General features: G+C 49.7%; 16 protein-coding genes. 9 read left to right on the forward strand and 7 right to left on the reverse strand.

The features are described 5' to 3' along the window. Positions 1–103 precede the first annotated feature (103 nt). Positions 104–910 (forward strand): lipoprotein intramolecular transacylase Lit, encoded by an 807-nt coding sequence (locus CJA_RS12585; RefSeq protein WP_012488205.1) that lies wholly within the window; start codon positions 104–106, stop codon positions 908–910. Between the two features lie 47 nt (positions 911–957). On the opposite strand, the gene galA is transcribed toward CJA_RS12585, so the two are convergent. The 4 genes from galA to CJA_RS12605 all read right to left on the reverse strand — a co-directional run bounded on the left by galA (position 958) and on the right by CJA_RS12605 (position 8,868). Beyond that, a complete protein-coding gene (gene galA, locus CJA_RS12590; protein WP_012488206.1) occupies positions 958–3,816 on the reverse strand; it encodes a beta-galactosidase GalA in 2,859 nt (952 codons plus the stop codon). 161 nt (positions 3,817–3,977) lie between these two features. Further along, a complete protein-coding gene (locus CJA_RS12595; RefSeq protein WP_012488207.1) occupies positions 3,978–5,744 on the reverse strand; it encodes a glycosyl hydrolase family 18 protein in 1,767 nt (588 codons plus the stop codon). 655 nt (positions 5,745–6,399) lie between these two features. After that, on the reverse strand, positions 6,400–7,197 hold the full coding sequence (djlA, locus tag CJA_RS12600; protein ID WP_012488208.1) for a co-chaperone DjlA: 798 nt from the start codon (positions 7,195–7,197) through the stop codon (positions 6,400–6,402). A gap of 54 nt (positions 7,198–7,251) precedes the next feature. After that, positions 7,252–8,868, reverse strand: coding sequence for a protein adenylyltransferase SelO (locus CJA_RS12605; RefSeq protein WP_012488209.1), 1,617 nt, complete (start codon positions 8,866–8,868; stop codon positions 7,252–7,254). Between the two features lie 813 nt (positions 8,869–9,681). Between CJA_RS12605 and CJA_RS12610 the strand changes: the two genes are divergently transcribed. From CJA_RS12610 to CJA_RS12630, 5 genes are all read left to right on the forward strand, one after another. Further along, positions 9,682–10,314, forward strand: a complete 633-nt coding sequence (locus CJA_RS12610; protein ID WP_012488210.1) for a DUF2214 family protein — start codon at positions 9,682–9,684, stop codon at positions 10,312–10,314. Between the two features lie 152 nt (positions 10,315–10,466). Further along, positions 10,467–11,519, forward strand: coding sequence for a cellulose binding domain-containing protein (locus tag CJA_RS12615; RefSeq protein ID WP_012488211.1), 1,053 nt, complete (start codon positions 10,467–10,469; stop codon positions 11,517–11,519). Positions 11,520–11,545: 26 nt separating this feature from the next. Beyond that, positions 11,546–14,914: a DUF1592 domain-containing protein gene (locus CJA_RS12620; RefSeq protein ID WP_012488212.1), complete on the forward strand. Its 3,369-nt coding sequence runs from the start codon at positions 11,546–11,548 to the stop codon at positions 14,912–14,914. Between the two features lie 47 nt (positions 14,915–14,961). After that, complete coding sequence (locus tag CJA_RS12625; RefSeq protein WP_012488213.1) at positions 14,962–16,170, forward strand: DUF1552 domain-containing protein; 1,209 nt, start codon at positions 14,962–14,964, stop codon at positions 16,168–16,170. 451 nt (positions 16,171–16,621) lie between these two features. Then, positions 16,622–18,496, forward strand: coding sequence for an alpha-amylase family glycosyl hydrolase (locus tag CJA_RS12630; protein WP_012488214.1), 1,875 nt, complete (start codon positions 16,622–16,624; stop codon positions 18,494–18,496). Positions 18,497–18,568: 72 nt separating this feature from the next. On the opposite strand, the gene CJA_RS12635 is transcribed toward CJA_RS12630, so the two are convergent. From CJA_RS12635 to CJA_RS12645, 3 genes are read right to left on the reverse strand one after another with little or no spacing between them, the layout of a single operon-like run. Then, positions 18,569–19,174, reverse strand: coding sequence for an RHS repeat-associated core domain-containing protein (locus tag CJA_RS12635; RefSeq protein ID WP_012488215.1), 606 nt, complete (start codon positions 19,172–19,174; stop codon positions 18,569–18,571). Positions 19,175–19,234: 60 nt separating this feature from the next. Next, positions 19,235–19,792 (reverse strand): hypothetical protein, encoded by a 558-nt coding sequence (locus CJA_RS12640; protein WP_041551510.1) that lies wholly within the window; start codon positions 19,790–19,792, stop codon positions 19,235–19,237. Positions 19,793–19,806: 14 nt separating this feature from the next. Beyond that, the gene (locus CJA_RS12645; RefSeq protein ID WP_012488216.1) at positions 19,807–20,823 is read right to left on the reverse strand and encodes a hypothetical protein; all 1,017 of its coding nucleotides are present in this window, start codon (positions 20,821–20,823) and stop codon (positions 19,807–19,809) included. Between the two features lie 58 nt (positions 20,824–20,881). Between CJA_RS12645 and tnpA the strand changes: the two genes are divergently transcribed. Genes tnpA through tnpC form a run of 3 tightly spaced genes read left to right on the forward strand, consistent with a single transcriptional unit; the run spans position 20,882 to position 23,144 of the window. Next, complete coding sequence (gene tnpA, locus CJA_RS18700) at positions 20,882–21,196, forward strand: IS66 family insertion sequence element accessory protein TnpA (protein ID WP_012485813.1); 315 nt, start codon at positions 20,882–20,884, stop codon at positions 21,194–21,196. Further along, on the forward strand, positions 21,193–21,543 hold the full coding sequence (gene tnpB, locus CJA_RS12655; protein ID WP_012485814.1) for an IS66 family insertion sequence element accessory protein TnpB: 351 nt from the start codon (positions 21,193–21,195) through the stop codon (positions 21,541–21,543). The genes tnpA and tnpB overlap by 4 nt, the downstream gene beginning before the upstream one ends. A 38-nt stretch (positions 21,544–21,581) precedes the next feature. Continuing rightward, entirely contained in the window at positions 21,582–23,144 is a 1,563-nt protein-coding gene (tnpC, locus tag CJA_RS12660) for an IS66 family transposase (RefSeq protein WP_049765460.1), read from the forward strand. Positions 23,145–23,179 lie beyond the last annotated feature (35 nt).

Below are 23,179 nucleotides of genomic sequence, written 5' to 3' on the forward strand. Positions count from 1 at the left end.
CTAACCGGGCTTAATCTGTACCACCATGCACATACACCATAAACATGGTAATTTGACGCTATCTTTTACCGCTTAACTGACCGTTAATCCCAGCTCGATTGCCATGAAACCATTAAAAAATATGCTGTTTTGGCCCGTTTTATTTATCAGCCAAACTATTGCCCTGGCCCTGCTCTGCTGGCATTTACTCGCGCAGGTACATTTTGCCTACCCGGCAGGCTATCAATTGCTCGACCTGCAAAGCCATATTGCCGAATTCGCACCGCTCAATCGCCATAAGGATGATTTTGAATTGGCAACCAAAGAAGACCATTGGCGTTTATTTGGTGAAATCAGCGATGCAGTGCAAAACCACGGCGAAGGCCTGCGCGATATTCGCTATAGATTGGCAAATGGAGAGACAACGGCATTCATGCACGAGGCAGAAATTATCCACTTGCAAGATGTCGCCAATGTCATTGATATTTTTTACATGACCGGTGCAGTCTGCTGGCTGCTCTGGCTAATCACCCTTGCCATCGCCTACTGGCAACGTTTTAGTCTGCCATCACCGCGAAAAATCCTGCTGGGTTTCATTGGCAGCTTATTGGTGCTCAGTTTGATTATTATCGCCATAGGGCCGACCAGCGTATTTTATTGGTTACATGTACAGATTTTTCCCGATGAGCATCAATGGTTTTTCTATTATCAGGATTCGCTGATGACAACCCTGATGAAGGCACCCGATATCTTTGCGTTCATCTGTGTATTACTGGTCCTGCTCTTAACGCTTTTTTGGGGCGCGAGCTTTTGGGGGATGAAAACCTTACTCTCAAAACCGGAAATTAACGCACCACCGCCGGCAAAGAACACACGAGCGACGAACACAAAGGCAGCGAAAAAAAATGCCCACCCAAAGCCAGGCCAATAGTTGCCTGGCTTTTTACACTCAAACACTTACACCTCAACGTCCAGCGTTTACTGCAAGCTGTGTGCTTCCAGGCTCACCAAGCCATCAATACCCGCCGGGTTATTGCCCTCTCCCTGCACCACTACATTCAACTGGCGCAGCCCTTGGCCAGCCGGTAAATTCAAACGCAATTCACCGGCGGCATAGTGCGTTTTTTGACCCAGTAATTTGCCATCCAGCCAGACCTCTGCCTTACCGGTAATGCGCCGGAAATGAATACTGGCCTTGCCATCGGATAAATCCTGGCGCGCGGTGAAATGGGTACGGTATAAACGCCAGCTGCCACCCTGGTTTTCACCCTGCGCGGGAGGATGTTCCAGCATGGGAACCTGTCCCCAGCCCCAGGTGTTCATATCGTTATCGGCTACCACTTGCAGTGGATCGGGGCGAGCCAGGCTCGCGGGCGAAAAGCGCCAATAATGCAACAGGCTGAGCACTGCGGTTGGTGCGACAAACGGCACCGGGGCTACCGCCTCTACCGGAATATCCAGGTGCGCTGTTTTTAACCCTGGTGCGCGGGCAGTGATACTCAACTTGCCACTCGACTCAGCATGGGATTGCACAATCAATTGCGCCAGCCCATTAAATAATGTGCGGCGGCTGCCCTTTTCATCCTCGTGGGAATTGGGGTCGCCATTGCCATGGCCAATGGATTTACCGGCCCCCTTAATCTCAAAGGTCACCCGCGGGCTCGCAACCGGGACAGCGCGGCCTTGGGCATCCAATGCACGCAGGGTAATCGGCATAGCATCCCGGCCATCGCCTTTAAGCGCCGTGCGATCCGGCATTAATTCCAGGGCAATGGCTTCACCGGTCGTTTCCACCTGTGTGTGCGCCACTTCCTGATCACCGTTATAGGCAATCGCTTCGAGTGTTCCCGGCACATAGCTAACGTCGAAAAAATTCATGCGATAGGGATCGACAAGCTGCTCACCCAACACACGACCATTGAGCAACAGTTTTACCCGCTCGCTATTACTCATCACCATCACGCGGATCTTTTCACCTTCTTTACCGGCCCAGTTCCAGTGGGGTGCAATATGTACCAGCGGACGGTCTTTAATCCACTGCACCTGGTGGATGTAATAAGCCGTTTTGGCAAAACCATTTAAATCCATAATGCCAAAAAACGAACTGACGGAAGGCCACTCATGAGGTGTAGGTTCACCGCGGTAATCAAAGCCAGTCCACACAAAACCGCCGGCAACGTAAGCGCGCGTATCAATTGCCTGCCAGGCATCGCGATGACTGTTACCCCAGTAGGCAAAGTCATCATCGTAGCTGGCAATAATGTGTTTATCCGGATCTGTGACAAATTCGCCGCGCGTCATAAATGCCGAGGTATCTTCCGAGCTGGTAAACGGCATATGCGGATTGGCAGTGTGATAGCGGTCATAATCAGGCACCTGGTAATTTGCGCCCAATACATCGACAGCATGGGAGACATTAAGCGGCGTAAAGAATCCGCCATTCATAGCCGCCGTTACCGGTCGGGTGTCATCCAGTGCTTTTACCGCAGCGGTCATGCGACGCACCATTTCATAACCAACCTCGCTGCCCTGCACAGGTTCTTCATTAAAGACCGACCACAACATAATACTGGGATGATGGCGGTCGCGGCGTACCATCCATTCCAGTTGCTTCAGGTAATCCGGGGAGGGATTGAAGTTGCGGTTTTCATCCATCACCACAAACCCCATGCGATCAGCCATATCCAGTACTTCCGCAGCGGGGGCATTGTGTGCAAAGCGGATGGCATTAACACCCAATTCCTTCAAGCGACGCAAACGGTATTCCCATATGGAATCCGGCACTGCCACCCCCACACCAGCGTGGTCCTGGTGGATGCACACGCCCTGTAATTTCACGTGTTGGTCATTAAGGAAAAAGCCGCGCTGTGCATCAAAACGGATACGGCGAAAACCGGTATGCAAACTGGTTTCATCGATAACCTTGCCCTCCAGCTCCACGCGGGTGTGCACACGGTAAAGCGCTGTGTTGTCTATTGACCAGAGTTGGGGATGGTTAATCCGCACGGGTAAATCCACCTGCTGGTGCGCCAACACATCCACCTGGGCAGCTGCCTTTTTACTGGCTACCTTTTTACCCTGGGGATCAAAAACGTCTACCCTGACTGTCACCTCCGCAGGCTGTTTACCGCTGTTGTACAAGCTGACATCAACAGGGATTTCCCAGCGATTGTTACCCCGCTCACGCGGCGTCGCATGCACGCCATCAGTCACAATGTGCACCGGACTGCGCTTGACCAGCCAGGCATGGCGATAGATACCGGCCCCCTCGTACCACCAGCCCTCCATCTGCTCCGCATCCACACGGATGGCGATGGTGTTAAGCGCGTCGCCATAGCGCAGATAGGGGGTGATATCGATATAGCTGGCGTTGTAACCCGACCAATTGCGATGCACAGGATTACCATTCACCCACAGGGTTGAGTGGGTCGCTATAGCGTCGAACTGCAATTCAAAATGGCGACCGCGATCAGCGTCCTCTACCCGCAAATAGCGCCGATACCAACCTATGCCACGCGGCCTGTAGCCCTGGGAAACATTGGCATTGGGGTCGAATGGTCCCTCCACGGCCCAATCGTGGGGCAAATCCAGCTTGCGCCAATGGGAATCATCGTATTCCAATGCTGCCGCCCCACCGGCATTGCCAGCCTTGGCGTTGTTATAGCTCGCGCCATGGCCTTTGATCTCGGGAAAAGGCACATCACCCAAATGAAACAGCCAGCCGCGATTGAGCGATAAGCGCTCGCGGGCCGATTCGGCAACCACGTCAGCAACAACGAGGGAAGGAAAACTGAGTAATAGCAGCAACCAGTATTGCCACAGGCGAGATGGGGCCATCGGGAGACTCCTTGCAGAATCTGTTATTAGATGCCACCCATTAAATCATATAAATAAGGAAAAATAAAAAGGCGGTCGCCTTCATCAACTCATTTGAATCCAGCGCCGCAAGCAAGGAGAGGGGCACGGAAGCGGTGCTATCCGCTTCCGGTAATCATGAATTAGCGGATAGTTCCCAGTACGTTGATCAGCTCACCATTCGCGGTGTCACCACTCAACTCCCAGAAGAAAGTACCACCGAGATTTTGCTGGTTAACATAGTCCATCTTGCCGGTCAGCGTCTGGGGTGTATCAAAGCTCCACCATTCGTTACCGCACTTGGCATAGGCAGTACCGGCAATGGTATAGGTTGTCGGACACTTGGTTTTCAGCACCTTGTAATCCTCGATACCCGCCTCATAGGAGCCTGTAGCCGCACCGGTTGCAGAACCGCCGGGAGCCAGTTGGGTAACACCGTTCCAACCGCGACCATAGAAACCAACACCCAGCAGGATCTTGTTAGCCGGAATACCTTTCGACTTCAGCAGCTGCACAGCATTGTCAGATTGGTAACCGGCAATCGGAATACCCGAGTATTCATAAAGTGCAGAGTGAGGAGCCGTCGGACCGGTCTTATCCCAGGCACCAAAGAAGTCATAGGTCATAGGCATGTAGAAATCGACATACTGTGCCGCACCGGCGTAATCGGCCGCATTGATTTTCGCCGCACCGGCGCCAATCGCAGAGGTCACCAGGTTGCTGCTGCCAAAACGGGCGCGCAGGGCTTGCATCAGGGTTTTGTACGATGCAAAACCGCTGGTATCACAAACCAGGCCACACTCGTTGGGGTATTCCCAGTCGATATCGATACCGTCAAACACATCGGCCCAACGCGGATCTTCCACCAGGTTGTAACAGGAGTTGGCAAACGCTGTCGCATTTTGTGATGCCTGGCCAAATCCGCCCGACCAGGTCCAGCCGCCGAATGACCAGATCACTTTCAGGCCGGGATACATCTGCTTGAGTTTGCGCAACTGGTTAAAGCTGCCGCGCAGTGGTTGGTCCCAGGTATCGGCAACACCGTCCACGCTATCTGCTGCGGTATAGGCACGCTCGTAATCGGCATAGGCATCACCAATAACACACTGGCCATTCTGCACATTACCAAAGGCGTAAAGGATGTGGGTCAGCTTGGCAGCAGAACCACTGGTATGGATATTTTTCACGTGATAATTGCGTGCATACACGCCCCACTGGGCAAAATAGCCAACCACTTTTTTGCCACCGGGATTCACCGAACTACTGGAAGATGCCACAGAGGAAGAACTTGAAGACACTGCGGATGAAGCCACAGAAGACGATACAACAGAGGAGGACACCACGGATGAAGACGATACAACAGAGGAGGACACCACGGATGAAGACGCTACCGATGAAGATCCACAACTGCCCTGTGCAGCCCAGACACCATCAGGACCTGAATTAGTTGCCGGATCTTGCCCCTGGGTCCACCACTTGGCCTGGTATTTCACACCATTGTGCGAAACCTGGTTGCCACCGGTGTAAACCGCCGTTGAATTCCAGGCAGATAAGCCGCCACAACCGACAACAGAGGATGTCGAACTTGCCACAGAACTGGCTACAGAGCTGGAAACTACAGAAGAGACACTCACGGAAGAGGAACTGCTGGAGGTACCAGAGCAACTGCCCAGGCCACTCCAGGCATTCGTCCATGCCCAACCTGAACCAGGTGCATAAGGCCCGCCTACCGTACACCAGCCACCCACCGTACATTGGTACGCAGAGCCACCGTTTTGCACAATAGCGCCAGTCGCATAACTACTGCCATCCTGATATTGGGCCACGCCACTACAATTGTAGGCGTAGGCTTTGCTGACCAGAACTGCGGGTAGCAGCGCCGACAGCATTAGGGTCTTAACAAGTTTCATAGTGTTTTCCTCAACGTTTTTATATAAATACGGTGGTTGATAAACAGACTTCTGCCGTACAGACAGCCTGCTGATAATGGATTGTGAACAACACTCTGTGAGGGCGATCCCACCCTCGACTCCTTGCCAAGCGATTAAGTTTTTTTGTTATTTCTCAGGCAAAACAATCCCACCCAGCTAAAAAGTGCAGCCGGATCACGTAGACGTTTGCGGAAAACTCTCTCATTAACTCCATTTCCAACATCTGGAAACCGATTAATGATTACAACGATGTCTCATACAGAGACGGTTACATACAACCTTGTAGGACAGCATACAAATACTAAAAAAAGCAGCGTTTTATCGGATTAATCACAGCTTGGTGTTATTGCTCGCGTGCCGTAATTAACCACTGGTGATGATGAAAATACACCCAGCTGGACAACGTTGTCAACAACATGTAACAAACTTGGCGTAAACGTCACATTTTGAAACGCGATTCACATCAGCAGTGCATGCCAGTCACTTTTTGCCCCATAAAAAAGCATACTTATTGCGCGCTAACACAACAATAAACAAACAGGCGACAAGAAAACGCCCCTGATTGCAGCAGGAATTACAGGGGCGAAAAAAGGGGAGAAAAGTGGAAGGTTATTACGCGTATAACCACCGACAATCAGCGGCGGGATTTTTTAATAAGGTCATAGGCCGCCTGGATTTCCTGGGCACGTTCAGTCGCCGCTTTTACCATATCATCCGGTAAGCCCTGCCCGATCAACTTATCCGGGTGGTATTCACTCATGAGTTTACGATAAGCCTTTTTCAGTTCGGCATCGCTGACACCAGGCTCAACCCCCAAAGCTTGATAGGCCAGCTGCAATTCATCAATCGCCGGTTTCTGATAATGGCCTTGATCGCGATACCCGGAACGAAATGCGTGTTGTGCGTTGAGCATGCGCAACAGCTGCTCAAAAGCAAAACCGGAAAAACCCAACTGCCCTGCCACATGCCGCAACACCCGCGCTTCCTGCTCATCCAGTTGCCCGTCCGCCATGGCAAGGTTAACCAGGTAAACCAATAACATCTGGCTGAGATTCGGGCTTGCACCGCAAACTTGCTGGAATTGCGCCAGGGTTTGGGCAATCACAAAATCTGCAGAGGTGCCTTGCTTGAACAGCTGTATAGCGTCGCGCCGATGCTCTGCCGTCAATCCCATTTTGGTCATCAGCGACTCTGTCAGGGCAATTTCTGTTTCGCTCACCCGACCGTCGGCTTTTGCCAGATGCCCCATTAACGTAAAGGTAGTTTCAAAAAAATTACGCTGGATTTTCTGTCGTTGTTCATCGCTTAACGGTGGTTTTGCATTGCGTTTTTTGTCCCAGAAAAAATGCCCGAACAATGCCCCCAACAACCCACCCAGCAGATTGCGCGACAACAGGGTTCCAAATAAAAAGCCTAAAATTTTTCCAATCATGAATAAGGTTTTCCACTCATCAATACAATAATAATGCAATAAACAACACGCTTATCAGGAACTGCAGGAAAGCATTGAGCACCCGGCTTTATGCCTGGCCCACTCAGGGCGTTTGGCAAAATACCGGTCAAATTCGGGTTGTTCATCGTAGGGGTTGCGCAACAGTGTCAACAACTGCTGGACCTCGTTGTAATCCCCCTGGGTCGCTTTATCAATGGCTTGCTGTGCCATGTAATTGCGCAATACATACTTGGGATTGGTGCGATTCATCAATGCACATCGCTGCACCTCCGTCCATCCGTTCATAACAACATCCTGCTGTATACGCCGGGCGTAGTCCATCAGCCATTGGCGCAGCATCGCAACTTGTGTCGCATCAGGAGTTTGGTAGCAGGCAGGCAAGAAGTGCGTTAATAGATATTCGTTACTGGCGTCAAGTAAATCGACAGATGCAATACTTGCCAGGCGCCGATAGAAAATCGTCATATCCATTTCGGTAGATTGCAAAACTGCCAATAGCGATTCCACCAGTGGCTGATCTGTTTCCTGCCGGAACTGACTTAAGCCCAGCTTAGCGGCCATATCCTGTTGCGAGCAGGCTTCGTATTGCGCACGAAAATATTCCAGTCCCGCTTGCAGAGGCTCTACTTCATTGATCAGGGGATAGATAGCATTTGCCAACTGAGCCAGATTCCAAAGGGCAACACGCGGCTGGTTTCCATAGCGATAGCGGCGGCCCTGGGCATCGGTGGTATTGGGTGTCCAGTCCGGGTCGTAGCCTTCCAGCCAACCATAAGGCCCGTAATCAATGGTTAACCCAAGGATTGACATGTTGTCGGTGTTCATCACGCCGTGCACAAATCCGACCCGCATCCAGTGTGCCATTAACTGTGCGGTGCGCTTACAAACGTCCTGGTACCAGCGCAAATAGGTGTGCTTATCCGGTGTATTGCCTTCAAGCAACGCGGGAAAATCTGCACGAATAGTAAAATCCACTAACTGGCGTAAAAGATCAATGTCGCCACGGGCAGAGAAAATTTCAAAATTGCCGAAGCGGGTAAATCCGGGAGCGACACGGCAGACAATTGCACCAGGCTCCCACTGGGGATTGCCGTCGTAGAACATATCGCGCCTTACCAACTCGCCCGTTGTCACCAGGCTAAGGGCGCGGGTGGTCGGTACGCCCAGATGATGCATAGCCTCGCTGCATAAAAACTCACGCAGGGAAGAGCGCAATACCGCCAGGCCATCAGCTGTGCGCGAATAGGGCGTCGGACCAGCACCTTTGAGTTGCAACGTCCAATGCTCACCGCGCTGATTGATGACTTCGCCCAAATTAATGGCGCGCCCATCCCCCAGTTGTCCGGCCCAATTGCCAAATTGGTGTCCGCCATAACAACACGCATGGGGCTCCATACCCGGTAATAAGCTATTACCGGCAAAAACCTGGGTAAATTCCGGCTGCGCCAGGATATCCGCGCCCAGATCCAGCAGGTCAGCAACGTCCTGTGCAGCCATGATCAACTGTGGCGCACTGACAGGGGTGGGAGTTACACGGGAATAAACCGCACCAGTGACCTGGCGGCGATAATTTTCAACAACAGGATCGGCAGGAAGTTCACGCACCAGACGGTTATCGAAGCGCAGATGCGCCAGGGAGCGAAGGGTCATAACCACAACTCAAACAGAGACTCGCCGAGTTTATCACCCCGTCGATTGACCTGCACTCCAACAGGGGGCAATGGGCAACCCCACCCTTGGTATCTGTCCAAGGAGACCTGGTGAAAAACCATCTATCGGCCAAGGGGCTGAACTCCATCACAGAACGCTGGTGTTAGGACAATTTTTGATGCCATTTCAATTGTTCATGAGCCCAAGTTCATCCATAAAAATGGATTGTCGTCAAAATTTTTTGTTTTCCCTTAAAGCTGCTGCACCAAAATCGTCAAAACTACCTTCGCCGAAAAGTCAAAATTCCATCTTTTGGGGTATCAAATGCAAACTGTGACGACAAAATGTTCATTTCGTGACTTTTTGCACCAGTGCCCCTGGAAATTTTGCGAAGTGAATCACACTTTTTTATGCGATCTTGAGCAAATATAACTTCCACACAAGTATCAGTACCAACCTCTCCTCACTCTCATGATGGTATTGATAGGCGTGAAAATATAATTATTAGCGACAAAACATAACGACAAAAAGCAATAGCAGCCGTGAGAGGCAAAGCGTTAATCGCGAGAAGTACCCTGTAAGGTGACCTTTGTTTCCCGGTCGTTTTACACCCTCATCAACCAACCATAATCGTTTTTGTGCCGCACACAAAGCGCAGTGGTTTCTATTGACTTAAAAAATCGTTGACCCTTTAGCACCCTGCCGTCTCTCTTCGTTGTTCGGCGTTGTGTTAATGAAAAATGTTAGCGCAATCATTTCACACTTGTAGTGATGATTGATTCACAAACAACAATAGAACAATCGGATTAGCCAATGAAAACCCTAATTGTTTATGTTCACCTGCTGGCGGCTTGTGTCGCTGTGGGCATTTTATTGATGCAGGACCTGGCATTAGCCAAAACGCGCGGCAAGCCCTTGTCGCATCAGGGAATTAAGGAGCTGACACGCGCGGCAGAAATTATTTCGCTGTCGCTTATCGTGCTTTGGATTTCCGGATTGGCATTGGTGTTGATTGGCTATATCGAAAACCCTCAGGAGTATCTGCTGAATCAGAAACTCTGGGCCAAATTCACCGTTGTTGCAGTCCTGACGCTTAACGGCGTGGTTCTGCATCATTTCAGTTTCCCGCGCGTAGTGTCCAATCGCGGCATTCTGGGACTGGGCAATATCGAAAAAGTCCTGGTAGTGCTTAGCGGCGCTATTTCTACCATCTCCTGGCTATTCGCCTGTTATCTGGGGATTGCACGTCCCTGGAACCACACCGTCGAATACAGCTTTGTCATGTTCGTGTACCTGGGACTGCTTGGCCCTGCCTGCATCCTGGCCTGCACCCTCATCCACTCCCTCAGTACCGGCAAAGGTCTGGGTATGAGCCGACGCGAAGAAGAGCCGACATCGATGCTCTCGGAGTCAATGCCACTAGGCAAACGCGTTCCTAAAGCCTGAGGTATCGATTTGTTTCACCGCTCGAATCGGCGCAGTTTCGGGCTCTTTTTACCCTTCGACAGGTCCCGTGGTGCCTACTGGTTGTTTAACACCGCGGGTTGTTGATGATCCATTGCCGGGCTTGCTCGGCATTTACTTACGAGGAAGACACTATGAGTAGTTTTACAGCCTCTGCGATCAACCCGCGCCTAAGGGGCAGGCTAGCGCGATCCCTTTGTGCGCTGGGGATTTCCCTGGCAAGCGCCGCTCTTTCCACACAGGTTTATGCCGGTTGCCAATACGTGGTAACCAACCAGTGGAATAACGGCTATACCGCCAGCATAAGAATAACCAACACAGGAACAAGTCCCATCAATGGCTGGAACGTGAGTTGGCAATACAGCGGCGATAACCGCCTTACCAGTAGCTGGAACGCTAATTTCAGCGGCTCCAACCCCTACTCGGCATCGAACCTGAATTGGAACGGCACTATCCAACCCAACCAGACGGTTGAATTTGGATTCCAGGGCAGCAAAGGCAATGCGACAGCGGAAGTACCGCAAGTCACCGGTGCAGTGTGTGGCAGCACGCCCTCATCGTCATCGAGTTCATCTGTTCCGGTAAGCTCTTCCAGTGCTTCGTCAGTATCCTCATCGTCTTCCAGCGCTATCGTTAGCAGCAGCTCCAGTTCGGTGGCGAATAACATCAGCTGGGATCTGGATAGCACGACGTCTTACCTGAACTTTGTAACAACCAAAAACCTCCACAACGTTGAAATCCATACCTTTGGCACACTGACAGGTTCTATCAGTACCGCCGGTGTCGCGACTGTGACGATTGATATGAATAGCGTGAGTACCGGTGTTGCCTTGCGCGATCAACGTGTGCGCGATCTGCTGTTCCAAACAGCAACCTATCCAACAGCCACCATCACCGTGAATGTTCCCAGCAGTTTGCTGAGCACATTAGCTGCCGGACAAACCACACAAACCGACCTGAGTGCCAACGTTAACCTCCACGGTGTGAGTGCAACGGTGACAACTCGTGTATCGGTACAACGCTTATCCAGTTCACGTGTTCTGGTTCAAAGCATGGCACCGGTTGTAACGCGCGCCGCCGACTTTAATTTAACCGACGGTGTGGAAGCCCTGCGTTCGATTGTCAATCTGTCGTCAATCAGTGCGGCAGTGCCTGTGGATTTCGCGCTTGTGTTTAACGCGCGCTAACTGGACGAGGCGAAAGAGAATCTATCATGAAAAATTTACTTAAACTCTCGATGCTCTCCCTGGGTTTGATTGCCTCCGGCAGTACCCTGGCGCAAGGTGCATGTAGTGTTAGCTATACAACAACCAACAGTTGGGGTAACGGTGCCCAGATCAACGTTGCGGTAAAAAATAATGGTGCAGCCGTTAGCAGCTGGGAAGTGTGCTGGACATTTAACGGCAGCGAAGTTATTGCCAATATGTGGGATGGCACCTTCACCGCCAGTGGACAAAACGTCTGTGTCAAAAACGCAGGCTACAACGGCAACCTGGCTAGTAACGCGACCGTGCAATTTGGATTTATTGTTAATAATCCAGGCAGCCAGGCACCTGGCGGTTACACCCTGAACGGTGCAAGCTGCGATGGCACAACCCCCAGTAGCAGCAGTTCGTCCAGCAGCAGCGCTCCACCATCCAGCAGTTCCGTCTCCAGCAGCAGTAGCAGTGTTGCCCCCACGGTTGCCCGCTGGTTGTTGGACGCCACCAAATCCAGTTTCCATTTTGTGACGGTAAAAAATATCAGCACAGCGGAAACCATGACCTTCAGCCAATTGCAGGGTACTGTTGCCACCAATGGCAGTGCGACACTGACCATTCCCCTGGCAACCATTTCCAGTGGTGTTGAAATCCGCAACACCCGTATGCAAACGCTGTTGTTTGAATCAGGCTACTTGCCCAGCTTGCATTTCACTACGCAATTGGACACCAGTGCATTGGAAAGCCTGGCAGCCGGTAGCATGCAGGTACAAAGCCTGACCGGTAACCTGATCCTGCACGGCGTCAGCAAAGCTGTCACGTTTGATGCAACGATTGTGAAACACAGCAATACCAGCATCAGTGTATCGCCGCGTCGTCCTATCGTGATCAACAGTGCTGATTTCGAATTGAACGCCGGTGTAGAAGCCCTGCGTGCGATTGCCAATCTAAGCAATATCGGTGAACGCGTACCTGTGTATTTCAAAATGTTCCTGACACGCGATAACCCAACCAACGTTGCGGCAATTGTATTGCCCACCGCGCCGGCTGCGCCCCAAAGCCTGCAGGGCAGTGTAAGCCAGGGCAATGGCAATGCCACGTTGACCTGGGCGGATGTGAGCAATAACGAGTCCGGTTTCCTGGTGCGTCGCTTAGGTGCAGATGGTCGCTGGACAACACAAACCAACCTGCCAGCCAATACCTCCTCTTATATCGATAGCCTGCTTTCTTCACCCGGCAGTTACGACTACAAGGTGATCAGCTATCGCGACAGTGTGCCCTCAACACCCAGTGCGGCCATTACCCTGGTATACAACGATGGAACAGGCAGCTCATCATCCAGCAGTGTTCCACCTGGCAGCAGCTCCAGTTCATCCAGCAGCACTAACGGCACTGGCTCAAGCAGCAGCAGTAGTTCTACCGGTTATCTGGTTGGCGATGCAACACGCGGTGCAAACCTGTGGAATACCCAAACCTGCGTGGCTTGTCACGGTGTCGACGGTGAGCGCAATGCATCCGGTACGCCAGCATTGACCCCGCTCAATCCAAACCGCGATCTCTATCGCCACAGCCGTGATACCCAGGACCGTGCACTGAGAGACTTCATTTCCATGTGGATGCCGCAAGGTAATGAAGGCAGTTGTACTGGCCAGTGCGCCGCTGATATTGAAGCCTTTATCCGCACCTGGCGCCGTCCCAGTGATGGTATCCCGGACAATCCGGTTTCCTACTTCTCCTGTCCGTCAAACGCATCTACCTATGGCCAGCGCACACTGCGTCTGCTGACCAAACAGGAATACCAGCGCTCTGTGCGCGATCTGGTGGGTTACCAGGAAGATGTTATCTCTCGTTTGCCCGATGATTTTATTACCGGCTCCTTCGTGAATAACAATACCTTGCTGGTTGACAGGTCCCGTTACACCAGTTATTTGTCCACTGCTGAGCGTATTGCAACTAACGTTGCGACTCGCTGGAACGCTGTCTTGAGTTGTACACCCAGCACAACCTGTGCTGACCGCCTGGTTAGCGAACTCGGCCCACGCATTTTCCGCCGCCCATTAACAACAGAGGAAACCAGTGCTTATCAAGCGGTTGCCCGAGGCACTGCTGCAGGCCGTACACCAGCACAGGGGATGGAAATCGCCTTGGCCGCCATGCTGTCTTCCCCACAATTCCTGTATCGCTCGGAATTGGGTGACGCCAGCGGTAGTGGCGTGTACAAACTCAACGGCTATGAGATGGCAACCTACCTCAGTTATACCCTCACAGGTACTACGCCCAGTACTACATTGCTGGCAGCGGCAGGTCGTGGTGATTTGAATACCGTCGCCGGTATTCGCCAGCAAGCTGCAAGCCTGTTAAACACTACCAATACCCGTGAGTTACTGAATGACTTCGTAAACCGCTGGCTGGGCACCGATCAGTTGGAAACCAAAGAAAAAACCGGCGTATCCAACTTTGGCACCCTGGCAAATGACATGAAACTGGAGCTGGGTAAAAACTTCGCCCACGCAATGCTGGACAGCAGCTCTACCTTCGCGTCAATTTACAACCCGAGCTACACCCATGTTAACCAGCGCCTGGCTTCACTCTACGGTCTGTCCTACACCAGTAGCGGTGCCGATGCCGATGGCTTTGTGCGCACAGCGGCCAGCGAGCGCGGCGGTATCCTGATTTCCGGTGCCTTCCTGTCTCGCTACGCCAGTGCAACCGATGCCAACCTGGTTACCCGCTCTGTTGCCATTCGTCGCCGGATGATGTGTCAGGATATTCCTGAGCCACCCTCAGGTGTAAGCCTCGACCGTGAAGCCCTGGCTGCGCGCGACAAGGAATTCTTCGAAGATCCGCGCACAACCCAGCGCATGATCTTCGACAGGATTACATCCGGTACCAGTTGCTCCAATTGCCATGGTGAAATCATTAACCCATTGGGCGGTGCATTGGAAAACTACGATACCCTCGGTCGTGTACGCACTGTGGATTTGAAAGGCAATGCGATTGTATCTACCGGTACATTCTTCTCGCCCTTCCCACAATTGCAGTTCCTCAACGACCCGGATCGTGTAATTCACTCACCTGCCATCCAATTTAGCGGTGGTAAGGATCTCGCGCGCACCATCGTTGAAGACCCAATGGTATCCGGCCTGGCACAGAGCTGTCTGGCAACCCAGTTCATGAGCTACAGCTCGGGTATCCACTCGATCTTCCTGATTGACTCCACCAGAAATGTCGGCTACGCACGCATTAGTAAAGAGGAAGAAAATGCCTATCGCTGCGGCATTACTAACTTGACCAACGTGCTGACCACCCGTGGCCCACGTGCCATGCTCGAAGAAATTTCGGCATTGGATTCTGTGATTTACCGGCAAGAGTGGGCGCGCTAATGCGCGCCCCATCAAGCTCGCCTTGTTAACGAATTGGAGTAAATAACATGAGATATAAAGACTGCTTCGACAAAGAACGCAGAGACTTCCTGAAAGTCGTCAAACATGCCGGTATATCTGCGGGATTAATTAAGGCTTCTTCTTTGCTTGCCGGTGTTATGCTGGCGCGCACAGCGGAAGCACAATCAGGCACGCCGACCAAACACTGTTTGGTATTTTCCGGTGGCGGTTGCCATCCGGATAAGTGGTTCCCATCCGGCTCCACGCTGCCAGTACAATCTGCCCAATTGCAGTCCCACTACAGCCGTATTGCACTGTTGCGCAATGCTTCACTCAGCGGTGCGGGCCATGGGGTTATGTTCCACCGCTTTAATAACGGCAGTTGGTCCGAGGACAGCTTCGATGTAAACCTGGGGCGCACCATCGGTGCCAACTATCCGGTGAGGTACCTGAACGTAGGTACTACAGCAGAATCTGCATTAAGCCGTGAAGGTTTTAATGGCAAACCCATTATTACCAGCCCACAGGCGGCATTGGACATTCTGTTTTCCGGTGGCTCTGGCGGTGGCAGTAGCAGCGGTAGTACAACCCCAAGAAAATCTGTGGTGGACTTGCACTATACTGCTATCAGCAGTTTGAGAACCAAACTGGGGCAGCACGAAAAAGACAAGCTGGACAGTCACTTCACAGCGATTCGTGAAATCGAAGACGCCCTGGATACCGGTACAAATCCGGGAGGCTCATGTCCACAACCACCAAGTACGGCAGTGACTGGTTTTGACGCCTTGTCAAAACTGCACACGGATATAGTGGCCCTTGCCCTGGAGTGCAATCTTACCGCGTCAGTCTCTATCGCTTTCGGTACCGATGCGCATACCCACTTCCTGGATGTACTTGGCCGCGAATCGCACCAGTCGCACCACAACCAGGGCAATATGCCACTCGCTTACACAGAGGATATTGCGTACATGCAAGGCTTAACCAAAAACCTGTTTGATAAATTCAATGCGAAGGGTTTGTTAAGCTCTACCATTGTGACCCAGGTATCTGACATGGGCGATGCCGACTCCCACGGTAACAGCAATGTGCCAATGCTGGTTGCCGGTGCGGGTATCACCGGTGGCAGGGTCATCGATATTGGCGGTAGAACCCAGTCCGAGCTCTATCAAACCCTCGGCCTTAAACTGCGTGCAGACCAAAGCCCCAACGGCGCTGCATACAGAAGCTGGGCTACGTCGACTATTTCAGGTTTGTAAGCGCCTGACTTGTTGTCACACTTTGACCGTCCCTAGGGTGAAGTCAAAGTGTGCAAAAGAAAACGGGTTGTTTATTGTTATCTTCACAATAAACAACCCGTTTTTCATTTATTGCTCGATAACATGAAAACTTTCACCATCCAACTATTTCATTTCAAATTCCGTTGCCATCCTTACATCACCGATTATCAATACCAACTTATTGCCGCATCAAGGAAATATGAATTTTTTACGGTAGTAATTGCGTAGGATGACCCCTATTGCATTCAGGATTCACGCCATACCCCGCCACAATGCACTTTCTAAAAAAGTACGCAATTGAATACGTATTCATAGGGTATATCTCTGTTTTTTTACATGCAATCAACGTTAATCTTTTTATTTTTTGTATTAGTAATCTATTTAATTTCTCCGCACACTTTCCCCATCCATACATATAGGGATTTTTAACGTGAAACGCTACGCTCTACTTATTGTTATTTTCCTACTCCTTGTTATTGCTGCAAGCGGTTTCTATATCAATACCACCAACCGGGATCAGGAACCTGAAGGTGTGGCAATTGAAATCTTCACAAAATTCTCCGGGCAGACACTTGGCTTACCGACAACAGAAAAAGAAACTGCAAGTGAGAACGCAGGGTTAGACGTATTAGGTCCGCTGTGGTTAAAAAAAACGCCGCAGAAAAAATGGTGGCATGATGCAGTGGTATACCAAATCTGGCCACGCTCTTATTACGACACCGATGGGGATGGCAATGGAGATTTAAAAGGCGTTACCAAAAAACTGGATTACTTGAAAGCACTGGGGATAACGGCTATTTGGCTTAACCCTATATTTGAATCCAATTCCACCCACGGTTACGACGTGATTGATTATTACCAAATTGAAAAAGACCTGGGTTCAATGGACGATTTTGAAGAATTGATTACAGCGGCAAAAACAAGCGGCATTAAAGTCATCCTGGATTTGGCACTCAACCATGTTTCCAATGACCATCCCTGGTTTATCAAATCCGCCAATAAAGAACCGGGTTATGAAGATTTTTTCGTGTGGAGTGAAACACTTCCCGCGGGCTACGGAAAAGCCTGGTCTGACCAGGTTGATCCACAAGCGGTGTGGCATTACGTCGCTGATAACTGGGCCTGGAAAACGACAAAAACCCGCAAAGACTGGTATTACGGTGCATTTGACCCCAGCCAACCTGACCTGAACTTTAAAAACCCTGCGGTGATAAAAGAAATTGAGCAATTGACCAAATTCTGGATCGACAAAGGTGTGGATGGTTTCAGGCTCGACGCTATCCGCTATATAATCGAAGAGGGGGGAATCCCCCTGCAAGCCGATACTGCCGGCACATTAAATTTTTGGAAACATTACAGCACTTACGTCAAAAGCATTAACCCGGATATTTTTTTAGTGGGCGAAGCCTTTGCCGACAGCGCTATTGCCGCACGCTATTTCAGTAATGGCAGAGGCCTGGACGCGGCCTTTGATTTTAGTTTTGGATTAACTGTCAGCGATACACTTAAAACAACAACCGCCATAACCACTGATGATACTGACACTCTCAACCAGCATTACCAGCGCATGCGTGAAACCCTGTGGTACAACCTTTACCATAAACACCAGAGCAGTGCTCCCATGTATTTTTTTGCCAAAGCACTCAACAACCACGATATTGATCGCATCCACAATCATTTTAGTGAAAACCATACACTGGCGAATATCGCCGCCGCCCTGCTGTTAACTACACCAGGTACACCGTTTATTTACTATGGCGATGAAATCAATATGCAGCAATTGATGTTGGGTAACGATATTTACCGCCGAGCACCAATGCAATGGAACTCACACCAGAATGCAGGTTTCAGCAGCGCCAAGACAACATGGATAGATCAACCCGCGACCGACACCCAAGTACCTGTACCGCCCCAAGCTGTATTGAAAACAACCTGGGAAACCAATTGGAATACATTTTCCAAGAGGGCAGACTACACTGTCGCGCAGCAGGAAAATAACCCCGATTCCACCTTAATGTTTTACCAGAGATTAATTGCCCTACGACAGAATGACGCGGTGTTAAAGCTGCCGGAAAAAGTGATGCAATACAACCACACCGGCAGCGCACTTATTGTTAAGTATGAAGTACAAAATGACAGCCGCTGGGTGATTCTCAACCTGAACCCTACAGCTGAAACTACGTTTAATTTACCGGCAGATATTCATGGAAACCATATTGATCTATTAAACAAGACAGACATTCTTCTAGCGCAACAGCTAACATTGACAGCAGGTGAATTATTGATTTTAAAACCAACACAATAACAGTAGACAGGACAACACTGAATTAGAGAAGGCATGCGGAATAAATGACACAACTCGTCAGGGGGGCGAGTGTCAAGCAATAACCATCACTGTACATACATAAGAATAGCGCTTAAAACTTTGTGTGTTGGTCGCCGCCTGGATAAACGGATCAGCCTGTAGGAAACGTGCAATACGCGCATCGTAAATCCGCCCGTTCATATGGATGATACCCATATCATCCACCATTTCATGGCCAGTGTAGCCACGGGTAGTAATAGGCTGGGTAAAGCCGGTGAGGCTTAAACTACTGATTACCTGACTGATGGTTTGCGCCGACCAATCCTCTCCACTGCGCCTTGCTCCCCAGGCATCAAAACTCATGGAGTGGGTGACCTTACCGGTACCATCGGTGATGGCATCCACTGAACCCAGGTGGTCAACGTAGAGGTATTTTTTATCTGAACCGTTGGCTTGCAGCACATTGTTGACAGTTCGGTAGGTATGTACCGCGCCGCCGACTGTTCGCTTCCATTCCACTACGGTTGAGTTATTGGTGGCTATGCGTTCGATATTACCCAGGTAAGTTGTGGTGGTTATGGTTGAACCTTTTTTATCCACACGCTGCCAGCGTGCACGATCCGGGCCGTAACTGAATTCAGCATAGTTATTGGCATCCTTACTGATTTTGCTGGCCATGTCATAACTGGTGTATTCAAAACCGCGACTATTGCCACTAGAAAAATCATGAAAACTTTTCTATGGCTTTAATTCATACTTGTCACGTATACTCTTCAACCCAATGCAAACTGCATGACCATCATAAAAAGAAGCGTCACAGCTTTGTTTTTTTACCAATCGATAATAATTAGAGTTATTTAAAAAAACTCCACTCTCGTGTTCGATATCAATGGATTCAAAACCAATTCTATCTATAACAATAGCAGCATTTTCAACAACGTCTTTTCCATGAACAACACTAGAAACATATAAGTATTCACCACGAAGCCCAATATCAGTAGACTCACGACACCCCTCCGTCAATAGCTCATGTAGCACTACTCTTTTTCTTTTTACCTGTTTTTCTCCAAATATGAACGCCTCACCATATATAACCCTATAACCACATGAAACAGAAAACGATCCTACAGCTCCATTCAGCCAAACAGGAGTATCTTTATCATTTAAAAACTCAAAATACTCCATTTTATATGGTGCAATGATCCCTTCTTTTCTTATAACTTTGTTTTTAGTATCAGCAGAACAATTCACTGTATTAATAAAAAAAAAGATAATTATCAAAAAATTACGAATCATAATATGGGCCTCTATCAATCCAGTCTTCTTATCCAGACTTCATTTTTCCCTGCATTATTTCCTGTTAAAGTTCTTTGCCAAACCCTACCAGAGTGAGCCTCTAATACCATTAAATCCCCTGATGAGTTTAATAAATAATTAACCTTTCCTTTCGTTAAAAATATATGATCACCTGGCCCAAAATTATTATTGGCTGATCCACTACCTTTAGGATGGCTATGTTGTACAAATGTATCTGTTGAATGATTTGGCAAAGAAGTAGAATCGGCAGTGCCAGGTTTATTATCCGTACTTAATACCAAAACCGAAGCACATCCAGAACTATCACATGTCTTTTCCACATGACCTGTTGAACCATGTTCTCTACGACGACTATGCTCAAAACCACCTGACTCTTTCCGCTCAATTATTAACCTATCAGTTTCAGGATCACTAACAACATCAGAGCCTGTCCATTCAACTTCACCACGCTTTCCCTCTCCTAACTGCTTCCATCCATCTCCCTCTCGTGTACAACGGATAGATTTACAATTTGCAGTAGCATTAACTTCTTCCACTCCCCCAGCCTTTATCCTCTGCACCCCAGCGCTCACCGCGTACATAAACGCCGCACTCGCCGCTCCATTCTTAAACTTACCACCAGTAATTTCCGTCGCTACGCCACCGACAACCGCTGATCGAATAAAACCACTCCAACCCAATTCTCCACTACTGCCACCGAGGGCTCCTATTCCCGCCGCAATAAATCCATGACCAAACTTGCCACCTTGCATTTCGGCCTGCATTCCTCCCCATATCGCCGAGGCCATCATCCCCGCTTGCGCGGCTGCACCGCTGAAGGCACCAAAAATCGCTCCTTTTATAATATTCCCGCCATTAGCTGCTGCACCTAATGCACCGCCGATCATGCCCGCAACAATAGCGCCAACTCCGGTTGCCACCAAAACCACCGTAACAATAGCACCGACAAAGGGTTTCAGTTCTTTCCATAGTTTCTTCAGGAAGAAACGTAAGCGCCTAACTAACCCCATCTATCGAGTTAATTGTTTTTTTACTAAGGTACTTTTCCTAAATTCACCAGGAGGCCTTATGAAAAAACGTAACGAAGAACAATGGCGAGCACTGTTTGCGCAGCACGACGCCAGCGGTGTATCAGCAGCCGTTTTTTGTAAGCAGAACGAGCTGTGCCCCAAATACTTCAGCTTGCGCCGCAAACAATTGGCAAAGATGGCCAGTAAAGAGGAAGCCGGTTTTGTTCGTGTAAAAGTAAAGCCCAAAATACCGCACGAAGCTTCTGGTGTGAAGGCTGCATCACTGACCATTCGCCATCATGTAGGCCAGCTTGAATTTGGCACACTACCGCCACCTCAGTGGCTGGCCCAATTGCTCAGGGCGTTGGCATGATCCAGTGGGATGATGTACCGGTATACGTACACCGGCAACCGGTGGATTTTCGCAAATCCATTAATGGGTTGAGTGTCTTGGTGCAGGAGTCCATGGCACTGGAGGTATTTTCCCGATCCGTGTTTGTGTTTGGCAATCGCACCCGCAATAAAATAAAAATCCTCTACTGGGATAAAACCGGGTTTTGTCTGTGGTACAAGCGGCTGGAAAAAGATAAATTCAAATGGCCACGCCGGGGTGATGCTGTGTTATCACTGACTCACGAACAGTTTGATTGGCTGTTGCGCGGGTTAGATATTGAAAAGCTTCAACCACACACAGAAAAATATTTCTTCTCGGCGAATTAGTGCTATCAACCTGCGCAGGTTTTTTATAAGATGTGTGGATGGAAAACAAACCCGATCTTCTGCAAGAAAATATTGATCTGCAAAAAATAGTTGCCGATAAAGACGATATTATTTCAGCGCAGGAAAAGTCCCTTCAAAGCAAAGAAAAGCGCATTCGCCTCCTTGAGGAATACATCCTCTCGCTTCAGCAAAAACAATTTGGCAGTTCCAGTGAAAAGCAGGAAGTGCTTCAAGCGGAGCTGGTCTTTACCGAAGCGGAGGATACCGCGGAAGCCGAAGCCCCTGAACAAGTGGATGCCTTTGCCGATGACACGGTTGTTGTAGCGGAGCATAAACGCAAGAAGAAACGTGCATCCATTCCCAAAGAGCTACATCGTATCGAGATTACCCACGATCTGCCTGAGGATCAAAAATGCTGTCCGCACGATGGATCGTTATTAAAACCCATCGGTTTTGAATCCCACGAACAATTAGACATTATCCCCGCCAGTGTTCGGGTGTTACATCACAAACGATTGAAATACGCCTGCCCCTGTTGCGAAAACTATCTTGTGACCGCAAAGAAACCCGCACAGCCGATTGAAAAAAGTATCGCCTCACCCGGGCTGTTGGCCCATATTGCCACGCAAAAATATGTAGATGCCATGCCGCTGTATCGCCAGACGGACATTTTCAAACGTATTGGTGTGGAGATGGATCGCACTACACTCGCCAACTGGATGATCCGTTGTGGAAACCTGGTGCAGCCATTAATTAACTTGCTGCACGAAAGGATGTTGGAACAAACGATTCTTCATGCGGATGAAACGCGTGTGCAGGTGTTGAATGAAACCGGTCGTGCGGCTGAAACACAGAGTTTTATGTGGGTATTGCGCAGTACGCAACCCACGTGTGCAGCAGTGCTTTATCGCTACGAACCGACACGCAGTGGAAAAGTAATCACGGAATTGCTACGTGATTTTAATGGCGCACTCATGACCGATGGCTATGCAGCTTACAACGCACCTTGTGAAAAAAAGGGTATTACCCATTTAGCCTGTTGGGCACATGCGCGTCGCAAGTTTATCGAGGCACAAAAAATCCAGGCGAAGGGAAAAACCGGTAAAGCAGATCAAGCGATTGCGTTTATCCAGCAGCTCTATGGAATAGAAAAGGCGATTAAGGACAAAACGCCGGAAGAAAAATATCAACTGAGACAAACACAATCGCTGCCGGTGTTACAAAAAATAAAAGTCTGGCTGGATAAAAGCTTGGCACATTCACCGCCACAATCGTTGATTGGAAAGGCATTGCATTATTTGCATGAACAATGGCCGAAGCTGGTTCGCTATGTGGAATCGGGGGATTATCCGATTGATAACAATGCAGCGGAGAATGCAATCCGCCCGTTTGTGATTGGGCGAAAAAACTGGCTATTCTCCACAAGTCCCAAAGGGGCCACGGCGAGTGCAAATTTATACAGTGTGATTGAAACCGCCAAGGCCAATGGGCTGGAGCCTTATGGGTATTTAAAAACAATCTTCACTGAATTACCCAATGCGACAAGCCTCGAACAGATCGAGGCATTATTACCGTGGAATTACAAGGATGGGGTTAGTTAGGCGTTTACGAAGAAACCGCTCGGGTCAGTGGCATT

This window comes from Cellvibrio japonicus Ueda107, from assembly GCF_000019225.1.
Lineage (GTDB): Bacteria > Pseudomonadota > Gammaproteobacteria > Pseudomonadales > Cellvibrionaceae > Cellvibrio > Cellvibrio japonicus.

What these genes read in the sequence shown, in the direction of transcription:
- CJA_RS12640 (WP_041551510.1), bottom strand. Translation starts at nt 19,792, where the DNA reads ATGATTCGTAATTTTTTGATAATTATCTTTTTTTTTATTAATACAGTG.
- CJA_RS12595 (WP_012488207.1), bottom strand. Translation starts at nt 5,744, where the DNA reads ATGAAACTTGTTAAGACCCTAATGCTGTCGGCGCTGCTACCCGCAGTT.
- CJA_RS12645 (WP_012488216.1), bottom strand. Translation starts at nt 20,823, where the DNA reads ATGGGGTTAGTTAGGCGCTTACGTTTCTTCCTGAAGAAACTATGGAAA.
- CJA_RS12625 (WP_012488213.1), top strand. Translation starts at nt 14,962, where the DNA reads ATGAGATATAAAGACTGCTTCGACAAAGAACGCAGAGACTTCCTGAAA.
- CJA_RS12605 (WP_012488209.1), bottom strand. Translation starts at nt 8,868, where the DNA reads ATGACCCTTCGCTCCCTGGCGCATCTGCGCTTCGATAACCGTCTGGTG.
- CJA_RS12620 (WP_012488212.1), top strand. Translation starts at nt 11,546, where the DNA reads ATGAAAAATTTACTTAAACTCTCGATGCTCTCCCTGGGTTTGATTGCC.
- djlA (WP_012488208.1), bottom strand. Translation starts at nt 7,197, where the DNA reads ATGATTGGAAAAATTTTAGGCTTTTTATTTGGAACCCTGTTGTCGCGC.
- CJA_RS12585 (WP_012488205.1), top strand. Translation starts at nt 104, where the DNA reads ATGAAACCATTAAAAAATATGCTGTTTTGGCCCGTTTTATTTATCAGC.
- CJA_RS12635 (WP_012488215.1), bottom strand. Translation starts at nt 19,174, where the DNA reads ATGGCCAGCAAAATCAGTAAGGATGCCAATAACTATGCTGAATTCAGT.
- tnpB (WP_012485814.1), top strand. Translation starts at nt 21,193, where the DNA reads ATGATCCAGTGGGATGATGTACCGGTATACGTACACCGGCAACCGGTG.
- tnpA (WP_012485813.1), top strand. Translation starts at nt 20,882, where the DNA reads ATGAAAAAACGTAACGAAGAACAATGGCGAGCACTGTTTGCGCAGCAC.
- galA (WP_012488206.1), bottom strand. Translation starts at nt 3,816, where the DNA reads ATGGCCCCATCTCGCCTGTGGCAATACTGGTTGCTGCTATTACTCAGT.
- tnpC (WP_049765460.1), top strand. Translation starts at nt 21,582, where the DNA reads ATGGAAAACAAACCCGATCTTCTGCAAGAAAATATTGATCTGCAAAAA.
- CJA_RS12610 (WP_012488210.1), top strand. Translation starts at nt 9,682, where the DNA reads ATGAAAACCCTAATTGTTTATGTTCACCTGCTGGCGGCTTGTGTCGCT.
- CJA_RS12615 (WP_012488211.1), top strand. Translation starts at nt 10,467, where the DNA reads ATGAGTAGTTTTACAGCCTCTGCGATCAACCCGCGCCTAAGGGGCAGG.